Source organism: Microtetraspora sp. AC03309, from assembly GCF_020826795.1.
Classification (GTDB): Bacteria; Actinomycetota; Actinomycetes; order Streptosporangiales; family Streptosporangiaceae; genus Microtetraspora; species Microtetraspora glauca.
Genome location: NZ_JADDIL010000032.1, coordinates 25431 through 40970 on the forward strand (window position 1 = coordinate 25431; position 15540 = coordinate 40970).

General features: G+C 70.3%; 17 protein-coding genes and 3 tRNA genes. 17 read left to right on the top strand and 3 right to left on the bottom strand.

Going from position 1 to position 15540, the window contains the following annotated elements; genetic code table 11:
• Window positions 1-2: 2 nt before the first annotated feature.
• The 11 genes from nadD to IMZ11_RS20160 all read left to right on the top strand — a co-directional run bounded on the left by nadD (window position 3) and on the right by IMZ11_RS20160 (window position 8148).
• The gene (gene nadD, locus IMZ11_RS20110; protein ID WP_061257321.1) at window positions 3-614 is read left to right on the top strand and encodes a nicotinate-nucleotide adenylyltransferase; all 612 of its coding nucleotides are present in this window, start codon (window positions 3-5) and stop codon (window positions 612-614) included.
• A gap of 233 nt (window positions 615-847) precedes the next feature.
• A complete protein-coding gene (rsfS, locus tag IMZ11_RS20115) occupies window positions 848-1252 on the top strand; it encodes a ribosome silencing factor (RefSeq protein ID WP_228643681.1) in 405 nt (134 codons plus the stop codon).
• Between the two features lie 34 nt (window positions 1253-1286).
• Entirely contained in the window at window positions 1287-1922 is a 636-nt protein-coding gene (locus tag IMZ11_RS20120) for a histidine phosphatase family protein (RefSeq protein WP_228643682.1), read from the top strand.
• 96 nt (window positions 1923-2018) lie between these two features.
• Window positions 2019-2091: transfer RNA gene (locus tag IMZ11_RS20125), tRNA-Ala, on the top strand.
• 109 nt (window positions 2092-2200) lie between these two features.
• Window positions 2201-2557 (top strand): hypothetical protein, encoded by a 357-nt coding sequence (locus IMZ11_RS20130; protein WP_061257323.1) that lies wholly within the window; start codon window positions 2201-2203, stop codon window positions 2555-2557.
• Entirely contained in the window at window positions 2554-2958 is a 405-nt protein-coding gene (locus tag IMZ11_RS20135; RefSeq protein WP_228643684.1) for a hypothetical protein, read from the top strand. The genes IMZ11_RS20130 and IMZ11_RS20135 overlap by 4 nt, the downstream gene beginning before the upstream one ends.
• Before the next feature lie 56 nt (window positions 2959-3014).
• Window positions 3015-3626, top strand: coding sequence for an SRPBCC family protein (locus IMZ11_RS20140; RefSeq protein WP_228643686.1), 612 nt, complete (start codon window positions 3015-3017; stop codon window positions 3624-3626).
• A gap of 135 nt (window positions 3627-3761) precedes the next feature.
• Entirely contained in the window at window positions 3762-4952 is a 1191-nt protein-coding gene (locus IMZ11_RS20145) for an MFS transporter (protein ID WP_228643689.1), read from the top strand.
• Window positions 4953-5057: 105 nt separating this feature from the next.
• The gene (locus IMZ11_RS20150; RefSeq protein ID WP_228643691.1) at window positions 5058-5849 is read left to right on the top strand and encodes an SAM-dependent methyltransferase; all 792 of its coding nucleotides are present in this window, start codon (window positions 5058-5060) and stop codon (window positions 5847-5849) included.
• Between the two features lie 241 nt (window positions 5850-6090).
• Window positions 6091-6864: a dienelactone hydrolase family protein gene (locus IMZ11_RS20155; RefSeq protein WP_228643693.1), complete on the top strand. Its 774-nt coding sequence runs from the start codon at window positions 6091-6093 to the stop codon at window positions 6862-6864.
• A 336-nt stretch (window positions 6865-7200) separates the two neighbouring features.
• A complete protein-coding gene (locus IMZ11_RS20160) occupies window positions 7201-8148 on the top strand; it encodes a DMT family transporter (protein WP_228643695.1) in 948 nt (315 codons plus the stop codon).
• A 150-nt stretch (window positions 8149-8298) separates the two neighbouring features.
• On the opposite strand, the gene IMZ11_RS20165 is transcribed toward IMZ11_RS20160, so the two are convergent.
• The 3 genes from IMZ11_RS20165 to IMZ11_RS20175 are packed head-to-tail and all read right to left on the bottom strand — an operon-like array spanning window position 8299 to window position 11199.
• Window positions 8299-9126 carry an SMP-30/gluconolactonase/LRE family protein gene (locus tag IMZ11_RS20165; protein WP_228643697.1) on the bottom strand — a complete coding sequence of 276 codons (828 nt, stop codon included), beginning with the start codon at window positions 9124-9126 and terminating at the stop codon, window positions 8299-8301.
• Window positions 9119-10288 (bottom strand): FAD-dependent oxidoreductase, encoded by a 1170-nt coding sequence (locus IMZ11_RS20170; RefSeq protein WP_228643699.1) that lies wholly within the window; start codon window positions 10286-10288, stop codon window positions 9119-9121. The genes IMZ11_RS20165 and IMZ11_RS20170 overlap by 8 nt, the downstream gene beginning before the upstream one ends.
• A complete protein-coding gene (locus tag IMZ11_RS20175) occupies window positions 10285-11199 on the bottom strand; it encodes an RNA polymerase sigma-70 factor (protein ID WP_228643701.1) in 915 nt (304 codons plus the stop codon). Before IMZ11_RS20175 ends, IMZ11_RS20170 begins: the two co-directional genes overlap by 4 nt.
• Before the next feature lie 94 nt (window positions 11200-11293).
• Between IMZ11_RS20175 and IMZ11_RS20180 the strand changes: the two genes are divergently transcribed.
• From IMZ11_RS20180 to IMZ11_RS20205, 6 genes are all read left to right on the top strand, one after another.
• A tRNA-Ala gene (locus IMZ11_RS20180) sits at window positions 11294-11366 on the top strand.
• Between the two features lie 157 nt (window positions 11367-11523).
• Entirely contained in the window at window positions 11524-12042 is a 519-nt protein-coding gene (locus IMZ11_RS20185; RefSeq protein WP_228643703.1) for a polysaccharide deacetylase family protein, read from the top strand.
• A 157-nt stretch (window positions 12043-12199) separates the two neighbouring features.
• Entirely contained in the window at window positions 12200-13654 is a 1455-nt protein-coding gene (locus IMZ11_RS20190) for a von Willebrand factor type A domain-containing protein (RefSeq protein WP_228643705.1), read from the top strand.
• A gap of 76 nt (window positions 13655-13730) precedes the next feature.
• Window positions 13731-13803 (top strand) — tRNA-Ala (locus tag IMZ11_RS20195).
• A gap of 313 nt (window positions 13804-14116) precedes the next feature.
• Window positions 14117-14626, top strand: coding sequence for an NUDIX hydrolase (locus IMZ11_RS20200; protein WP_228643707.1), 510 nt, complete (start codon window positions 14117-14119; stop codon window positions 14624-14626).
• 321 nt (window positions 14627-14947) lie between these two features.
• Window positions 14948-15532, top strand: a complete 585-nt coding sequence (locus tag IMZ11_RS20205; RefSeq protein WP_228643709.1) for a DUF2087 domain-containing protein — start codon at window positions 14948-14950, stop codon at window positions 15530-15532.
• Window positions 15533-15540 lie beyond the last annotated feature (8 nt).

Below are 15540 nucleotides of genomic sequence, written 5' to 3' on the forward strand. Positions count from 1 at the left end.
TCATGAGAAACGGGGCGGCGACCAGACGGCTGGGCATCATGGGAGGGACGTTCGACCCGATCCATCATGGTCACCTCGTGGCCGCGAGCGAGGTGGCGCACCACTTCCGGCTTGATGAGGTGGTGTTCGTACCCACCGGGCAACCGTGGCAGAAGGCCGACAAGACGGTCACCGCCGCCGAGGACCGTTACCTGATGACGGTGATCGCGACGGCGTCGAATCCCCGTTTCTCGGTGAGCCGGGTCGACATCGACCGTCCGGGACCGACGTACACGATCGACACGTTGCGCGATATCGCGTCCATATACGGACCGGATGTGGAGCTGTACTTCATCACCGGCGCCGACGCACTCGCGCAGATCCTGAGTTGGCGGGACGTGGACGAGCTGTTCACGATCGCCCACTTCGTCGGTTGTGACCGTCCGGGGCACGCGCTGCTCGACCCCGGCCTCCCCGAAGGCAGGGTGAGTCTGATCGAGATCCCGGCGCTGTCGATCTCCTCGACGGAATGCCGTGAGCGGGTCGCAGCGGGGGAGCCCATCTGGTACCTCGTACCCGACGGGATCGTCCAGTACATCAACAAGCGAGGCCTCTACCGCGACGCGGAGGGGTGACCTGACGGGCGGCGAGGCGCTGTTCAGGGGCCTGGCGGGCGGCTGACTGGCGCGGGGCCCCGGACGAGGCGCGAGGGGTGGAATCGGTAGCCCGGTGGCGTACGTTGATACGGCGGGAGTGCGTCCGGATAGGGTCGGGCGCGAAAACGGGATTGAATCACCCGCCGTCCGGTGGGCACCCTTGGAGGAGCCGATCGGAACGTGTGCCCGGCAATGGAGGACAGAACCACATCGTGACCGCATCTGAGAGATCGCTTCAGCTCGTGAGCGTGGCCGCCGAGGCCGCCGCGGAGAAGCTGGCCGACGACATCATCGCCTATGACGTGAGCGAGCAGCTCGTCATCACCGACGCCTTCCTGCTCTGCTCCGCCTCCAACGACCGTCAGGTCCGCGCGATCGTGGACGAGATCGAGGACAAGCTCCGCATCGAGGCCGACGCCAAGCCGGTCCGCCGTGAGGGCGAGCGTGAGGGGCGCTGGGTGCTCCTCGACTACATCGACATCGTCGTTCACGTCCAGCACGAAGAGGAGCGCACCTTCTACGCCCTGGAGCGGCTCTGGAAGGACTGCCCCTCGATCGAGCTTCCGGAGAGCGTCACCAAGGTGGCCGCGCAGCGGGCCGGCGGGGCGGCCCGGTGACCGAACGCCTCAAACCGGCGGCGCGGAGGCCCGCGTGAGCCGGCGGGTGGTCTGTCTGCGCCACGGCCAGACGAAATGGAACGTCGAACAACGCTTTCAGGGCCACAGCGACATCCCGCTGGACAGGACCGGGGTGGCCCAGGCGGCCCGGGCGGCGTCCCTGCTGGCCGCGCTGAAGCCCACGGCGATCGTCTCCTCCGACCTGCAACGCGCCTACGACACCGGAGCCGCCCTCGGCAGGCTCACCGGTCTCGGCGTGCAGGTGGACAAGGAGCTGCGCGAACGCGGTGGCGGCGCGTGGGAGGGGCTGACCCGCGAGGAGATCAAGGCGGGCTGGCCGGCCGAGTTCGAGGCGTGGGAGGCCCCGGGCGGTGAGGTGGTGGCCGACGTCGCCGACCGCGTCTCGGAGGCGATCCGGCGCTGGGTCACCCGCCTTCCGGACGACGGCCTGCTGGTCGTCGCCTCCCACGGCGCGGCGCTCCGGCTCGGCATCGCCCGCCTCCTCGGCCTGCCCGAGGAGCTGTGGTCCGCCCTGGGCGGGCTCGGCAACTGCTCGTGGTCCGTCCTGGAGGAGGGCCGTCGAGGTTGGCGGCTGCTCGAGCACAACGCGGGAACGCTTCCCGAGCCCGTGAGCAGCGACGACAGGCCGGAAGCGGAAACCGACCGCTGACGCGTGCGGTTCCCTCCAGGTGTCGATTAGGTAAACGGCAAATGGTCGCTATATGCTCCTCGGGCGCCGCGTCGAGAAGACTCGAAGCGGTGACCAGGGGCTATAGCGCAGCTGGTAGCGCACCTCCATGGCATGGAGGGGGTCTGGGGTTCGAATCCCCATAGCTCCACCCATCTTTCGCGGCCCAGGCCGCGCGACAGACCACCGCCGGAGGCGAAATCCGGGGCGGCCGGTGGTGGCGGTAACCTACTGGCCATGCTCCCGACCCCTGACGCGCGATGATCGGTGCCTATTCCGGCTGGCTGATCGGCGCGGCCCTCCTGCTCGCCCTGATCAGTCTGATCACGGCCATCCGGAACCGGCCCATGGGCATCGTCCTGCTTGCCGGGCTCGCGCTCATCGAGGTGGCCCTGCTCGTACAGGCGGGCCTGGCGGTGACGCGGCTGTCCGACCTGGAGCAGGAGACGGCCACCTTCGTCGGCTATCTCGCCGGGACCGTCGTGATCCCGCCCGCCGCCGTCTGGTGGGGCAAGGCGGAGCGCACCCGCTGGGGCCCCGGCGTCATCGCGGTCGCCGGGTTCACCGTCGCGGTCATGACGGGACGGCTCCTCCAACTCTGGAACGGTACGGCGTGAGCGCTCAGGTGACATCCGGGCCGGGCCGGGTCCTCGTCGCCGTCTACGGCGTGTTCGCCCTCGCGGCCACCGCGCGCGCCGCCGTGCAGATCGCGACGCGGTTCGGCGAGGCGCCGCTGGCGTACCTGCTCTCGGCGTTCGCCGCCGTGGTGTACATCCTGCTCACCGTGGCCCTGGCCCGCGGGGAGCGGCGGCTCGCCCTGGCGGCCTGCGTCGTCGAACTGTCGGGCGTGCTGATCGTCGGCACGCTCAGCCTCGTCGACTCCGCGGCGTTCCCGCATGCGACGGTGTGGTCGGGCTACGGCGCCGGCTACCTCTTCGTGCCGCTCGTGCTGCCGATCCTCGGGTTGTTCTGGCTGCGTCGCCGCGCCGTCGTGACCCGTACCGGCGAATCGGACTAGAGCGGGTCACGCGGGGCAGGGCAATCCTCCGAACCCACGAGGACAGGAGGAGAGGCATGAGCTCGATCGAACACTCGGTCAACGTGAACGTCCCGGTGCGCACCGCCTACAACCAGTGGACCCAGTTCGAGAGCTTCCCCGAGTTCATGGAAGGCGTGGACTCCGTCAAGCAGGTCACCGACACCCGGACGTACTGGGTCGTCGAGATCGGCGGCATCCGGCGCGAGTTCGACGCGGAGGTCACCGAGCAGCATCCGGACGAGCGGGTGGCCTGGCGCTCGCTGGACCGGCCGCACCAGTCCGGGGTGGCGACGTTCCACCGCCTCGACGACGATCACTCACGTGTCACGCTCCAGCTGGAGTACGACCCCGAGGGCGTGGCCGAGACCGCGGCCGACGTGCTGCAGATCGTACGGAGAAGGGTCAAGGGCGATCTGGAGCGGTTCAAGACCTTCATCGAGTCGCGCGGCACCGAGAGCGGTGGCTGGCGCGGTGACATCCCGGCCCGCCATCAGGAGGGCGGATCCGGCACCGGATACGACATCGGCGAGCCGATGCCGCCCCAGCCGGTGAACCCGCAGTACCCGCCCCAGTCGCCGCTCCCCGCGCCTGGTCCCGGACCGGTGCCGCCGGCGGGCGACCCGGGAACGCGCCTGCCGCGTACCTGACCTGCGCGCCCCGGCACGCCGGAGTGTCCGTACGGGTGTTACGGCAGTGTTTACGGTTCATGTCGGGAACACGCCCTCTGGTATGGTTGTCGAATCATAGGATGAATCGACACTGAAAAGAGGGTTGTCACCGGCATGACCGCCGTCGTCGTACGCAGGGGCAGATCGGGATCGGTCGCCTGGCTCGTCGGGCTCGGTATCGTTCTCGCGGCGCTCAATCTGCGAACCGCCGTGACCAGCGTGGGCCCCGTGCTCGACCAGGTGAGCGCGGGCCTCGGCATGTCGGGTGTGGCGAGCGGGCTGCTCACCACGCTGCCGGTGCTCTGTTTCGCCCTCTTCGGGGCGATGACCCCGGCGCTCTCCCACCGGGTGGGCGAGCACCGGCTGCTCCTGACCGCGCTCGTCCTGCTCGGGGCGGGGCTGTTGCTGCGCTCCGCGGTGCAGAGTTCGGGCGTGTTCCTCGCGGCCAGCGTGGTGGCGCTGTCCGGCGGCGCGATCGGCAACGTGCTGATCCCGACGCTGATCAAGCGCCACTTCCCCGCGCGGGCCGGGATGATGACCACTGTCTACTCGACGGCCATGGCCGTCGGGACCATGCTCGCCGCCGCCGCGACCGTGCCCATCCAGCGGGCCGCGGGAGGCAACTGGCACGTGGCACTCGGTGTGTGGGCGGCTCTGGCCGCCGTTTCCGCCATTCCGTGGCTTGCGCTCGTGCGCAGTGAGCCGGAGCGGCACCGGGTACGCGGGACGGGACTCGGCGAGCTGGCGCGCAGCAGGCTGGCCTGGGCGATCGCCGCGTACTTCGGCACCCAGTCCCTCATCGCCTACGTCATGTTCGGCTGGCTTCCCCAGCTGCTGCAGGACAACGGGTACACGTCGGGGCAGGCGGGAACGATCCTCGCGGTGTTCACCGGTCTGGGCATCCCGATCTCGATGCTCGTCCCGGCGCTCGCCGCCCGGATGGCCGACCAGCGGTTGCTGGTCATCGGGTTCGGCGCCGCGTACGTGATCGGGTTCGCCGGGCTGCTGACCGGGCACGCGCTCTGGGCGTGGACGATCGTCGTGGGCATCGGCATGGGCTCCTTCCCGCTCGCGCTGGCGATGCTCGCGCTGCGCGCCCGGACGGCCGAGGCCACGGCGGCGCTGTCCGCCTTCGGGCAGAGCGCCGGTTACCTGATCGCCGGCGCCGGCCCGCTCGCCGTGGGCGTGCTGTACGAGGTCAGCGGCGGCTGGACGATGCCGTTCGCGCTGTTGTTCGCCGTGGTCGCCGCCCAGATGGTGGCCGGCTGGTACGCGGGGGCGCAGAGGGTCATCGAGGACGAATGACACCGGTGTGGCTTGCGTCTCCACGGGGGCGGCGCAAGCCACACAAAAGTGGAAAATTCGCCAGCGATACCCCTTACGATCATTCCCAAAACCTGAGGAGTGATCGTGTCTGACCCCATTGCCCCGGCCGGTGTGAACCCGCAGATCCCCAACGCCGCCCGCATGTACGACTACTACCTGGGCGGCAAGGACAACTTCGCCGCCGACAGGGAGATGGGCGATCTCGTGCTGGGGATCTTCCCCCAGATGCGGGAGATCGCGCTCCAAAGCCGCGACACGATCCGGGAGATCGTCGAGCATCTCGCGGCGCAGGGGATCAGGCAGTTCCTCGACCTCGGATCCGGCATGCCGACCCGGGAGAACGTCCACGAGATCGCCACGCGGGTCGCGCCGGACGCCCGCGTGGTCTATGTGGACCACGACGAGGTCGTCTGCGCGCACGGCCGGGCGCTGCTCGCCGAGCCGGAGCGCGTGGCCATGGTGCACGCGGACGTGCGCGACCCGAAGAGCGTCCTCGACCACCCCGAGGTGCGCGCGGTGATCGACTTCGACCAGCCGGTCGGCGTGCTGATGATGTTCCTGCTGCACCTCGTCCCCGACGAGGACCGGCCGCACGAGTTCGTCGAGGAGTACCGCGCGGCGCTCGCGCCGGGCAGCTATCTGGCGATCGCGCACGCGGGGAGCGACGCCCAACCGGAGATGATGGCCCGGATCACCAAGCTCTACGAGCAGGCCAACTCCCCGTTCCGGCCGCGCTCGCGGGACGAGGTCGCCGCCTTCTTCGGTGACTTCGAGCTGATCGCCCCATGGGATCTGACCATCCCCGAGGACCTGCCCATGTTCATGGACGAGGACCTGGCCAAGACCGGCTACTGCGGGCTGGGCCGTAAGCGCTGAATCTCTCCCGTTCGCCAGGGGTGCCGGAGTCGGTGGGCGCGGGTCGCGCCTGCCGGCGGAGGGGGTCGGTCGGCATCCCTGGAGCGGCGGTTCCCCGCGGCCCCGCCGAATTCGCACACAGAAATAGGATGTTTATCGAACGGTGGCCGGTAATTTATTTGCCTCTGTTATGATAGGCGTATTCATTATTATTCGTCATTAGCATTGTGGGCGTAATTCCGATCCGAAAGGGAATCCGCCTGTGTGCTATGACGCCGATGCCGTGCCGCCGATCCACGGAGCGCCCGTAACGACCGCCGCCTCCACGCGCCTCCCGCTGACCTCCGCCGACGGCGCCGAGTTCGCGGCGTATCTCTCCCGCCCCGGGCGGGCGTCCGGAACGGGCGTGCTGGTGCTGCCCGACAACCGCGGGCTGTCCGGCTTCTACGAGCAGCTCACCGTACGGCTCGCCGAACAGGGCCACCACGCGCTCGCGATCGACTACTTCGGCCGGACGGCCGGCACCGAACCGCGCGACCCCGACGCGTTCCCCTTCATGGAGCATCTCGGCGCGCTCACGAGGGACGGCCTGTACGCCGACATCGCCGCCGGGGCGGACCGGCTGAGGCGGGAGGGCTGCTCGGCGGTGGTCTCGCTCGGCTTCTGCTTCGGCGGCCGGATGGCGTTCACGTCGGCCCTTCCCCGGTTCGGCCTGGCCGGAGCGATCGGCCTGTACGGATATCCCGGCGTGCTCTTCGGGGCGGCGGGACCCACGCAGCTGGCCCCCGAGCTGGAGGCGCCCATCCTCGCGATGTTCGGGGGAGGGGACGAGGGCATCCCCGCCGACATGGTCGCCGCGTTCGGCGCGGCGCTCACGGACGCGGGTGTCGAACACGAGATCGTCACCTATCCGGGCGCGCCGCACGGGTTCTTCGAGCTCGGGATGGAGGAGTTCGCCGGGGCCTGCGCGGACGCCTGGACGCGCACCCTCGCGTTCCTGGCCGGGCATCGCCCGGCCGCGACGGCCGGGGCGTGAACAAGAGTGGCCGCCCGAGGCGACCTGACCTCGCCTCGGGCGACCACCATGCAAGGGTACGGCCTCACCCCGCCCTTCGGAAATTCCCTTCGGCGGTCCGTTTCCCAGAATATTGATTCGTTCCCGAAATGAGGAGTTCCAGCCGGGAGCGATCGGACGGAAACCCGCGTGCGCGGTGCCGCTGAGCCGCGATAGCGTGCACGCGTGCGATTGATCATCTCTCCGCCGCCCGCCCGATAGCGGGCGGACCCTCTCGTGAGCCGGGCCCGAAGTGGTCCGGCCGATGGTGGCTGCCCGTTCTCCGGGCCCTTCCCACCACTCACATGAGAGACATCGATGACGCACGTTCCTGCCCTGCCCGTACGCCGGGGCCTCATCTTCGTGTCCGCCGCCGGGATCGCCTGGGGGACCGGCGGCGCGGTCGGCGACTTCCTGCGGCGGGCGGGAGATCTCAGCCCCGTGGCCGTCACCTTCTGGCGGTTCGTGATCGGGGCCGCGCTTCTGCTCGGCGTGACCTTCATCGGCCGCCCGGCGGGCTCCCGCCGGGCCGATCCGCGCCGGTCGTGGCGGATGATCCTGGCACTCGGGACGACCATGGCCGTCTCCCAGGTCGCGTACTTCGCGGCGATCGCCGAGAGCGGCGTCGCCCTCGCCACGATGATCGCCATGGGGGTGAACCCCCTGTTCGTCGCGGCCGGGGGCCGGCTCCTCCTCGGCGAGCGGCTGAGCCGTGCCGCGAAGACGGGCGTCGGCGCGGCCGTGGCGGGACTGGCCATGCTCGCCGGAGGACCCGGCGAGTTCTCCGCGGCCGGCGCGGGATACGCCGTCCTGTCGGCGGCGGCCTACGCCGCGATGACGCTGCTGAGCGGCGCGAAGCGGTCCGGCCCGGCTGACCGGGAAGGGGAGGCTCGCGGGGACACGGTCGCCTGGTCCTTCGTCGCCGGTGCCGTCTGCCTGCTGCCGCTCGCCCTGGCGGACCGCGTGCTTCCCTCAGGAGGTGATCCGCTCGCCGCGACGCTGTCGCTGGCCTACCTGGGCATCGTCCCGACCGCGCTCGCGTACGGGCTGTTCTTCGCCGGGCTGGGCGTGGTCAGCGGCACCACGGCGGCGGTGGTCGTTCTGCTGGAACCGCTGGTCGCGGGGGCGATCGGCGTCGTCCTGCTGGGCGAGCACCTCACCCCGCTCCAACTCGCCGGTGGCGCGCTGCTGATGGCCGCCGTCTACCGGCTCGGGCGGGCCGAACTCGCCGCCGGCCCGGCGGGGGAGGGCGACGGCCGCGCCTGACTCCCACCGGCCGCGGTTCACGCCAGGCGGGCCACGCTCCACGACACGGGCGGCAGCACCACCCTGAGCGGGACGCCACGGCGTGCGGCGGCGGAACGTCGTCGAACCGGACCGTCCCGTACACCGGGGCGGGACGGTCCGACTCCGCCGCTACCCGGCGAAGCGGCGTTCCGGCAGGCCCGCGCCCGCGCCGGGCAGCACGAACAACGACCCGGCGAGCGGCTGCCCCTCCTTGGCCTCCGACGTGATGTAGAGATCGGTCAGGCCGGGGCCGCCGAACGCGCACGCGGTGGGCTGGTCCACCGGAACGTCCACCACCCGGTCCAGCCGCCCGTCGGGCGTGTACCTGCGCACCTGGCCGGCGCCCCAGACCGCGACCCACACGCATCCGTCGGCGTCCACGGTGATCCCGTCGGGCCGGCCGCCCTCGATCGCGGTGAACACGCGACGGCCGGAGATGTCGCCGCTCGGTGCGTAGTCGAAGACGTCGAGCCGCCGGGTGGGCGTGTCGGCGTAGTACATGAGCGTGCCGTCCGGACTCCAGGCGATGCCGTTGCTGATGGTCACGCTCTCCAGCGCCGTGGTGACGGCGCCGCCGGGGTCCACCCGGTAGAGCCGCCCGCCGCCCGGCGCCTGGTCGTACCGCATCGTGCCCGCCCACAGCCGCCCCTGGGGATCGACCGCGGCGTCGTTCCCGCGCACGCCCTCGCGCGCCAGGTCGGCCAGCCAGCGGAACCCGCCGTCGGGGTCGAGCAGCCCCACCCCGTCGACCAGGTTGAGCACCAGCCCGCCGTTCGCGCGGGGTCTGGCCGCGCCGACGTGTTGCGGCGCGTGCCGTACGGTGTCGGAGCCGGTCGACGGGGAGAAGTAGTGGATCTCCGCCGCGGGGATGTCCACCCAGAGCAGTTCGCCCGTCTCCGGGAGCCATGTGGGTCCTTCGGCGACCTGGGCGCGGGTCTTCAACGCGATCTCAACCACGGATCCCGAGCCTAGCCGAGCGATCCCTTCCCGCCAGCACGGCCGCCGCCGCTTCGAGGGCGCTGTGGACGGACACCTCGCCGAGCAGTCCGGGGGCGGCCACGGAGTCGCCCGCGAGCCAGACGCCGCCGCCCCGGTCGATCGCGGGCCGGTCCCGCCAGGTACGTCCGGGAAGGTCGAGCGCGCCGGTCCGGCCCGCCGCCACGGCGTCGCGCCGCCAGGTCAGGCGGTCCCGCCAGCCCGGCAGGCCGAGGTCGGCGATCCGCTCCAGCCTGGCGACGGCCGCGGCCTTCGACTCGTCCGGCCGCATGGGCATCTGGAGCTGGACCAGGCTCTCACCGCGAGGGGCGAGCGACGGGTCCGGCAGGGAGTACCGCTCGAAGAAGCCGCCCTCGTCCAGGTCGGAGACGAGGAACAGGTCGCCCGGCCTCCGGCGTACGGCCAGGTCGAGCAGGACGGCGCGGCCGCCCTCCCAGCGCAGGGTGTCGTCGCCGAGCAGGTTCCTGGCCGCGTCGAGCGACGTGGCCACGATCACCGGACCTGCGGGGAGTTCGTCGACCCGCGATCCGGTCTCGACGCGCACCCCCAGGTCGCGCGTGTGCGCGGCCATCCGGTCGACGACCCGTCCCCAGCCGCCGATGACGTAGCGGACTGTGGGATAGCGCGGCGAGAAGGCGCGCCGGAGGCGTTCCCAGACGAAGGCCGCGGACAGCCTGCCCGGATCGGCGTCGTAGGTGACGACGCCGAGCAGGCCCGCGGCGGCGCGCGCGGGTCCCGCACCGAACCGGCGCCCGGCCCACGAACGGAAGTCCTCGTCCACGGGCGCGCGCACCCCCCGCCGGGCGGTCATGGCGAGCAGGCCCAGCGGCGGCCGCGCCGTCAGCCGGTCGCGGTACCTGAACCTGCTCCGGGCCAGTACCCTCAGCGGCAGGCTCACGTACGGCTGGACCAGCTTCCGCTCCGCCAGCCACCGGAACGGCGCGCCGTCGTAGAAGACGTGCGTGCCGTCGTTCGCGACGTACGGCGCGGCGGAGGAGCGGGCCCGGCCGCCGAGGGTCCGGTGCGCCTCGTGCAGCGTGACGGCCGCCCCGCCCTCGGCGCACGCGATCGCGGCGGTCAGCCCGGCCAGTCCGCCGCCGATGATGGTGATGTTTTGGCTCATGTACTCCGGGACGTGCCGCTGGGCGTGATTCGTGACATCTTCTCCGGATTTGCGATGAGATAGATGGTCTCGATCTTGCCGTCGGAGACGACAAGGGAGATCACGGTGACGGCGCGGCCCTCGGCGGTCGCCACGAGCGCCGGGCCGCCGTTGACGTCGGTGATCTCCAAGCCGATCGAGGTGAGATCGCCCGCCCCGATCGAGGTCAGGAACCGGGCGACCCCGTTCTCGGACGCGATGGCCATGAGGAACCGCGCGACGTGATCCCGTCCGGTCATCACCCGCAACGGCGCCTTCGCCCTGCCGCCACCGTCGCCGACGAACGTGACGTCCGCCTTCAGGAGCTCCATGAGCCCGCGCAGGTCGCCTTCGGCGCAGGCGTCGGCGAAACGCTCGGTCACCCGCCTGCGCTCCCTCCGGTCCACGTCGAACCGCGGCCGGCGCTCCTGCACGTGGTCGCGGGCCCGCCTGGCGAGCTGCCGGACGGCGGGTTCGCCTCGGCCCAGGATCCCGGCGATCTCCGCGTACGAGAAGCCGAACGCCTCCCGCAGGACGAACACCGCGCGCTCCAGCGGCGACAACGTCTCCAGAACGACCAGCAGGGCGAGCTCCACGCCGTCGGCCAGGCCGGCGTGTTCCGCCGCGTCCGGCTCGGTGCTGACCGGCTCGGGCAACCACGGGCCGACATACTCTTCGCGCCGCGCCCTGACCCGCCGCAACCGGTCGATCGCCAGGTTCGTGGTCACGCGCACCAGGTACGCCCTGGGGTTCCCGATCGCCTCCGCGTCCACCTCGGACCAGCGCAACCACGCGTCCTGCACCACGTCCTCGGCGTCGGCCGCGCTGCCCAGGATGCGGTACGCCACCCCGGTGAGCAGGTCACGATGGCTGACGAACAGTTCGGTGCTCATAGGACCTCAGACGTATCACGGACCACCGATGTGACATCGCCGCGTTCGGTTACCGTCCGGCGCGCCGATTCCTATACACTGACAGGCGTCGCAAGGGGCTATAGCGCAGCTGGTAGCGCACCTCCATGGCATGGAGGGGGTCTGGGGTTCGAATCCCCATAGCTCCACTCGTTCGATCAGGGTCGGCGGCGTTCCATCACAGGGAGCGCGCCGGCCTTCCGCGTTTCGCCACCGGGGCGGGGGTGGCGCCTCCCGCGGTCGTAACATGCCGATCATGCTGAGCCGGCGGGCAGCCTTCCTGATGCCGCTTCTCCTCGTCTCCGGGTGCACCGCGCACACGCGATCTTCATGACCGGGATGTGGATCGAGCGCTACCCCCGCGTGGCGGCCGGGCTCGCGGCCGATCCGCTGTTCGAGGTGGCCGACCATTCCTACGATCACGAGGCGTTCGTCACTCCCTGCTACGGGCTGGGCCGTACCCACGACATGCGGCGGAGCCTCCGCAGGACCGAGGCCCTGCTCGACCGGCTCGACCCCGGCCACCCGAGGTTCTTCCGGTTCCCCGGAGGTTGCTTCGACAAGGCGGCGCTGAAGGCGGTCGCCGCGGAGGGCCTGACGCCCGTCCAGTGGGATGTGATCGGCGGGGACGCGTTCGCGACCTCGAAGGACGCGATCGTGAAGCAGACCCTCGACGGCGTGCGCGGTGGGTCGATCGTCGTGCTCCACCTGGGCGGCGGCAAGCCGTCCGGGCTGACCGACGCCGCGCTGCCCGCCATCGTCCGGGGACTCCGGGAACGCGGGCTCCGGCCGGTCACGCTCTCCACGCTGCTGCGGCATCGCTGACGGATCCGGGCGATACCGGTGGCTCGCGTGGAGGTCTATTGCCGGATTGTCTGATATCACGCGATGAGCACGGTTTGCCGTCGCTTACGTGACGGGCTCGGCTTCGCCGTACGGCATGGCGTCGTAAGGGGCGAACGGGAGCCGACGGAGGTGCCGGATGAAGCCGCGTTTACCAGTCCTGGTGGGGATCGCCCTGCTGTCAGTCACTCTCGCCGCCTGCGGTGGAGGGAGAGAAACACCGTCATCGGCCGGCCGGGCCGCCCCCGGCGACCAGGCGGCGGTGGCCGACGGCCAGGAGCGTGACGCCACCGCCGAGCAGATCTCGACGTTCGCCCTCGACGTCGACACCGCGTCGTACGGCTACGCGCGCCGGGCGATCCTGGAGGGCAGGCTGCCCGAGCGCGACCAGGTCAGGACCGAGGAGTTCGTCAACTCCTTCGAGCAGGACTACGCCGAGCCGGACGACAACGGCTTCGCCGTACACGTCGACGGGGCCAGGACGAGCGGCGGCGCGCTGGTCCGGGTGGGGCTGCGCACGCGCGGCGTCGGCACGGAGGAGCGCCGACCGGCCAGCCTGACCTTCGTGGTGGACGTCTCCGGATCCATGGCCGAGACCGGCAGGCTCGACCTCGTGCGCGACGCCCTGCACACGCTCGTCGACCAGCTCATGCCGGGGGACCAGGTGTCGATCGTGTCCTTCAGCGACTCGGCCCGCCTGATCAGCCCGATGGTCCCGGTGACGGAACGCTCGCGGCTGCACGGCGCCATCGACGAGTTGAACACCGAGGGATCGACCAACCTGGAGGACGGCCTCGTCACCGGCTACCAGGAGGCGTCCCGGGCGTTCCGCTCCGTCGCCACCAACCGGGTGATCCTGCTCTCCGACGGTCTCGCCAACACCGGTGAGACCGCGTGGCAGGGCATCCTCGACCGGGTGAGCGACTACGCGGGCAAGCAGATCACCCTGCTCTGCGTCGGCGTCGGCCGGGAATACGGGGACCACCTGATGGAGCAGCTCGCCGACAACGGGGACGGCGCCGCCGTCTACGTGAGCTCGCAGGAGCAGGCGCGCGAGGTCTTCGTCGACCGGCTCCCGGCCAACCTCGACCTCCGTGCCCGAGACGCCAAGGCGCAGGTCGTCTTCAACCCGGCGACCGTCGAGTCGTACAGCCTGCTCGGATACGAGAACCGGGAGCTGGCGCCCGAGGAGTTCCGCGACGACTCGCGCGACGGGGGCGAGGTCGGGCCGGGCCACTCCGTGACCGCGCTCTACTGGGTACGGCTGCGCGCCGGGGCGTCCGGGCAGCTCGCGACGGCCACGGTCCGCTGGCTCGACCCCGACAGCCGCAGGCCGGCCGAGATCAGCCGCGCGGTGGACACGGGTGACGTGCGCGGCGACCTGTGGACCTCGGCGCCGATCCGACTCCAGGTCGACGCGGTGGCGGCGGCCTTCGCCGACTACCTGCGTGCTCCGTGGTCGGACCGGAGCGAGCGGTTCGGGCTGGGGCTGGGCGACCTGGCGGACCAAGGTTCCCGCCTCGCGGCGGCCACCGAGGATCGCGACGTGACCGAGCTGGCCGATCTGATCAACCGGACGCGGTCCTTCAGCTGATCGGTTACAGCCTGGGCCGGGAAGTCCTATACACTGGCGTGGCGCCGCGTGGGGAAACCCGTCGCGGGGTCACCAAGGGGCTATAGCGCAGCTGGTAGCGCACCTCCATGGCATGGAGGGGGTCTGGGGTTCGAATCCCCATAGCTCCACTCGTGGGCCGTTCTCGAGACGGCTGCAGGACAGTTGACGGGATCCCGTCCGATCGTCTGGATCGGACGGGATTTTGTCGTTTCAGGGGTTCTCCGAGCTCGGTTCGGCGGAGTTTGGGGCCCGCGGAGCGGTGTCGCGAAAGGCTGCGGTGCCGACAAACCGCCACCAGATACCGTAGCGGGCGGCGCACCCGTTGAAGATCAGAGCACGAACGCTCGATCGGCCGCGGACGTGGTCGCGCACCACGCCAGGCTGGCAAGTTATTGAGCTCTGCTGCGAAACCCGCAGACCGAACGAGAAGGGAATTGCCAGGTGCGAACCCGGCAAGGAGCTCGAATCGTATTGTTAGATCCCGATGACCGGCTGCTCATGATGCAGGTCCGAGACGATGGTGTCATCGTCGTCCCCGGTCGTCCCGCACCGGCGTCGTTCTGGATTCTGCCTGGCGGCGGCGTTGAGACCGGTGAGACCTTTCTCCAGGCCGCCCACAGGGAACTGTTTGAAGAGACCGGCCTGACCGACATCGACTGGGGCCCATGTCTGTGGACTCGCGACGTGAACGCCTACTGGTCAGGAGAGCCCATCCACGCGCATGAGAGGTACTTCCTCGCCCGAATCCGCAACAACCAGAGCATCAGTCGCATGTATCTAGAGCCCGCTGAACACGATGTGATCATTGAACACCGGTGGTGGTCTTTCGAGGAGCTGGCCTCTGCCCAGGCAACGCAGACCTTCTTCCCTCCCGGGCTGCCCCTGCTGCTCGCTGATGTCCTGGACGGGAACGGGTGCCTGCCGAGCGAACCGTTGGCCCTGGACATGTAGGTCCCCCCCGACGACCTGGGAAACGATCGACTCGCGCGTGGGAAGCGATCTTCGGTCGCCGTCAGTTCCAACACGTCATTCGCTCTCGTGAACGCCCCACTCGTGGGCCGTCTTGAGACGGCTGCTGCAGGGCAGTTGACGGGATCTCGTGAGCGGTAATCCGATTGCGGCGTCGCGTCCACGCCTCATAGCGTGAGGGCGAAATCGGACGGCGTAGGTCGCGAGAGCCGCGAATGCCCCGCTCGCCGGTCGCTCCGCCACGGGGATCGTGTTTCGAGGGGAGAAAGAGGAACGGCCTCTCCGGCGCCGTGCCTCGCTCGGATGATGACACCTGAGAATCTCGTACGCCTGCTGGCGGAGCCGAGCCGAATGCGGGTTCTGGCGGCGATCGCACTCGGAGCGAACACGCCGTCCGACATCGCTGAGCCGTCCGGACTGTCGGCGAAAGACGCGTCAAAGGCCGCTCAACGGCTCCAGGACCACGATCTGATTGTGGCGGGCGACGACGGGCTGCGTGTGGATTATGAGCGACTCAGGAATCTGTCGCGTGAAATAGCGGATTCGTCGCGGCCGGAGGGCGGCGAGCCGACGGAATCCGCCCTGCTGCCCTTCGTTCAGGGCGGGCGGCTGACCACGGTTCCCGCGCAGCAGCGCCGCCGGTACGTCGTTCTCGAGCACATCGTGGCGCGGTCCTTCGAACCGGGCGTCGCGTACGAGGAGCGTGTCGTCAACGACAAGCTTCGCGAGTGGTGCGAGGGGGGCGAGGTCGACCATGTGGCCATTCGCAGGTACCTCATCGACATGGGCCTGCTCACCCGGGGAGGCGGGGTCTACCGGGTGAAGGGGGAACCGGCTCCCGAACCCGGCGTCGCCGAGCGCTTCGTCAGGGCCGTCGGCCTCGAATAGCGGGGTTC

What these genes read in the sequence shown, in the direction of transcription:
- IMZ11_RS20190 (WP_228643705.1), top strand. Translation starts at nt 12,200, where the DNA reads ATGAAGCCGCGTTTACCAGTCCTGGTGGGGATCGCCCTGCTGTCAGTC.
- IMZ11_RS20160 (WP_228643695.1), top strand. Translation starts at nt 7,201, where the DNA reads ATGACGCACGTTCCTGCCCTGCCCGTACGCCGGGGCCTCATCTTCGTG.
- IMZ11_RS20130 (WP_061257323.1), top strand. Translation starts at nt 2,201, where the DNA reads ATGATCGGTGCCTATTCCGGCTGGCTGATCGGCGCGGCCCTCCTGCTC.
- IMZ11_RS20175 (WP_228643701.1), bottom strand. Translation starts at nt 11,199, where the DNA reads ATGAGCACCGAACTGTTCGTCAGCCATCGTGACCTGCTCACCGGGGTG.
- IMZ11_RS20140 (WP_228643686.1), top strand. Translation starts at nt 3,015, where the DNA reads ATGAGCTCGATCGAACACTCGGTCAACGTGAACGTCCCGGTGCGCACC.
- nadD (WP_061257321.1), top strand. Translation starts at nt 3, where the DNA reads ATGAGAAACGGGGCGGCGACCAGACGGCTGGGCATCATGGGAGGGACG.
- IMZ11_RS20145 (WP_228643689.1), top strand. Translation starts at nt 3,762, where the DNA reads ATGACCGCCGTCGTCGTACGCAGGGGCAGATCGGGATCGGTCGCCTGG.
- IMZ11_RS20170 (WP_228643699.1), bottom strand. Translation starts at nt 10,288, where the DNA reads ATGAGCCAAAACATCACCATCATCGGCGGCGGACTGGCCGGGCTGACC.
- IMZ11_RS20205 (WP_228643709.1), top strand. Translation starts at nt 14,948, where the DNA reads ATGATGACACCTGAGAATCTCGTACGCCTGCTGGCGGAGCCGAGCCGA.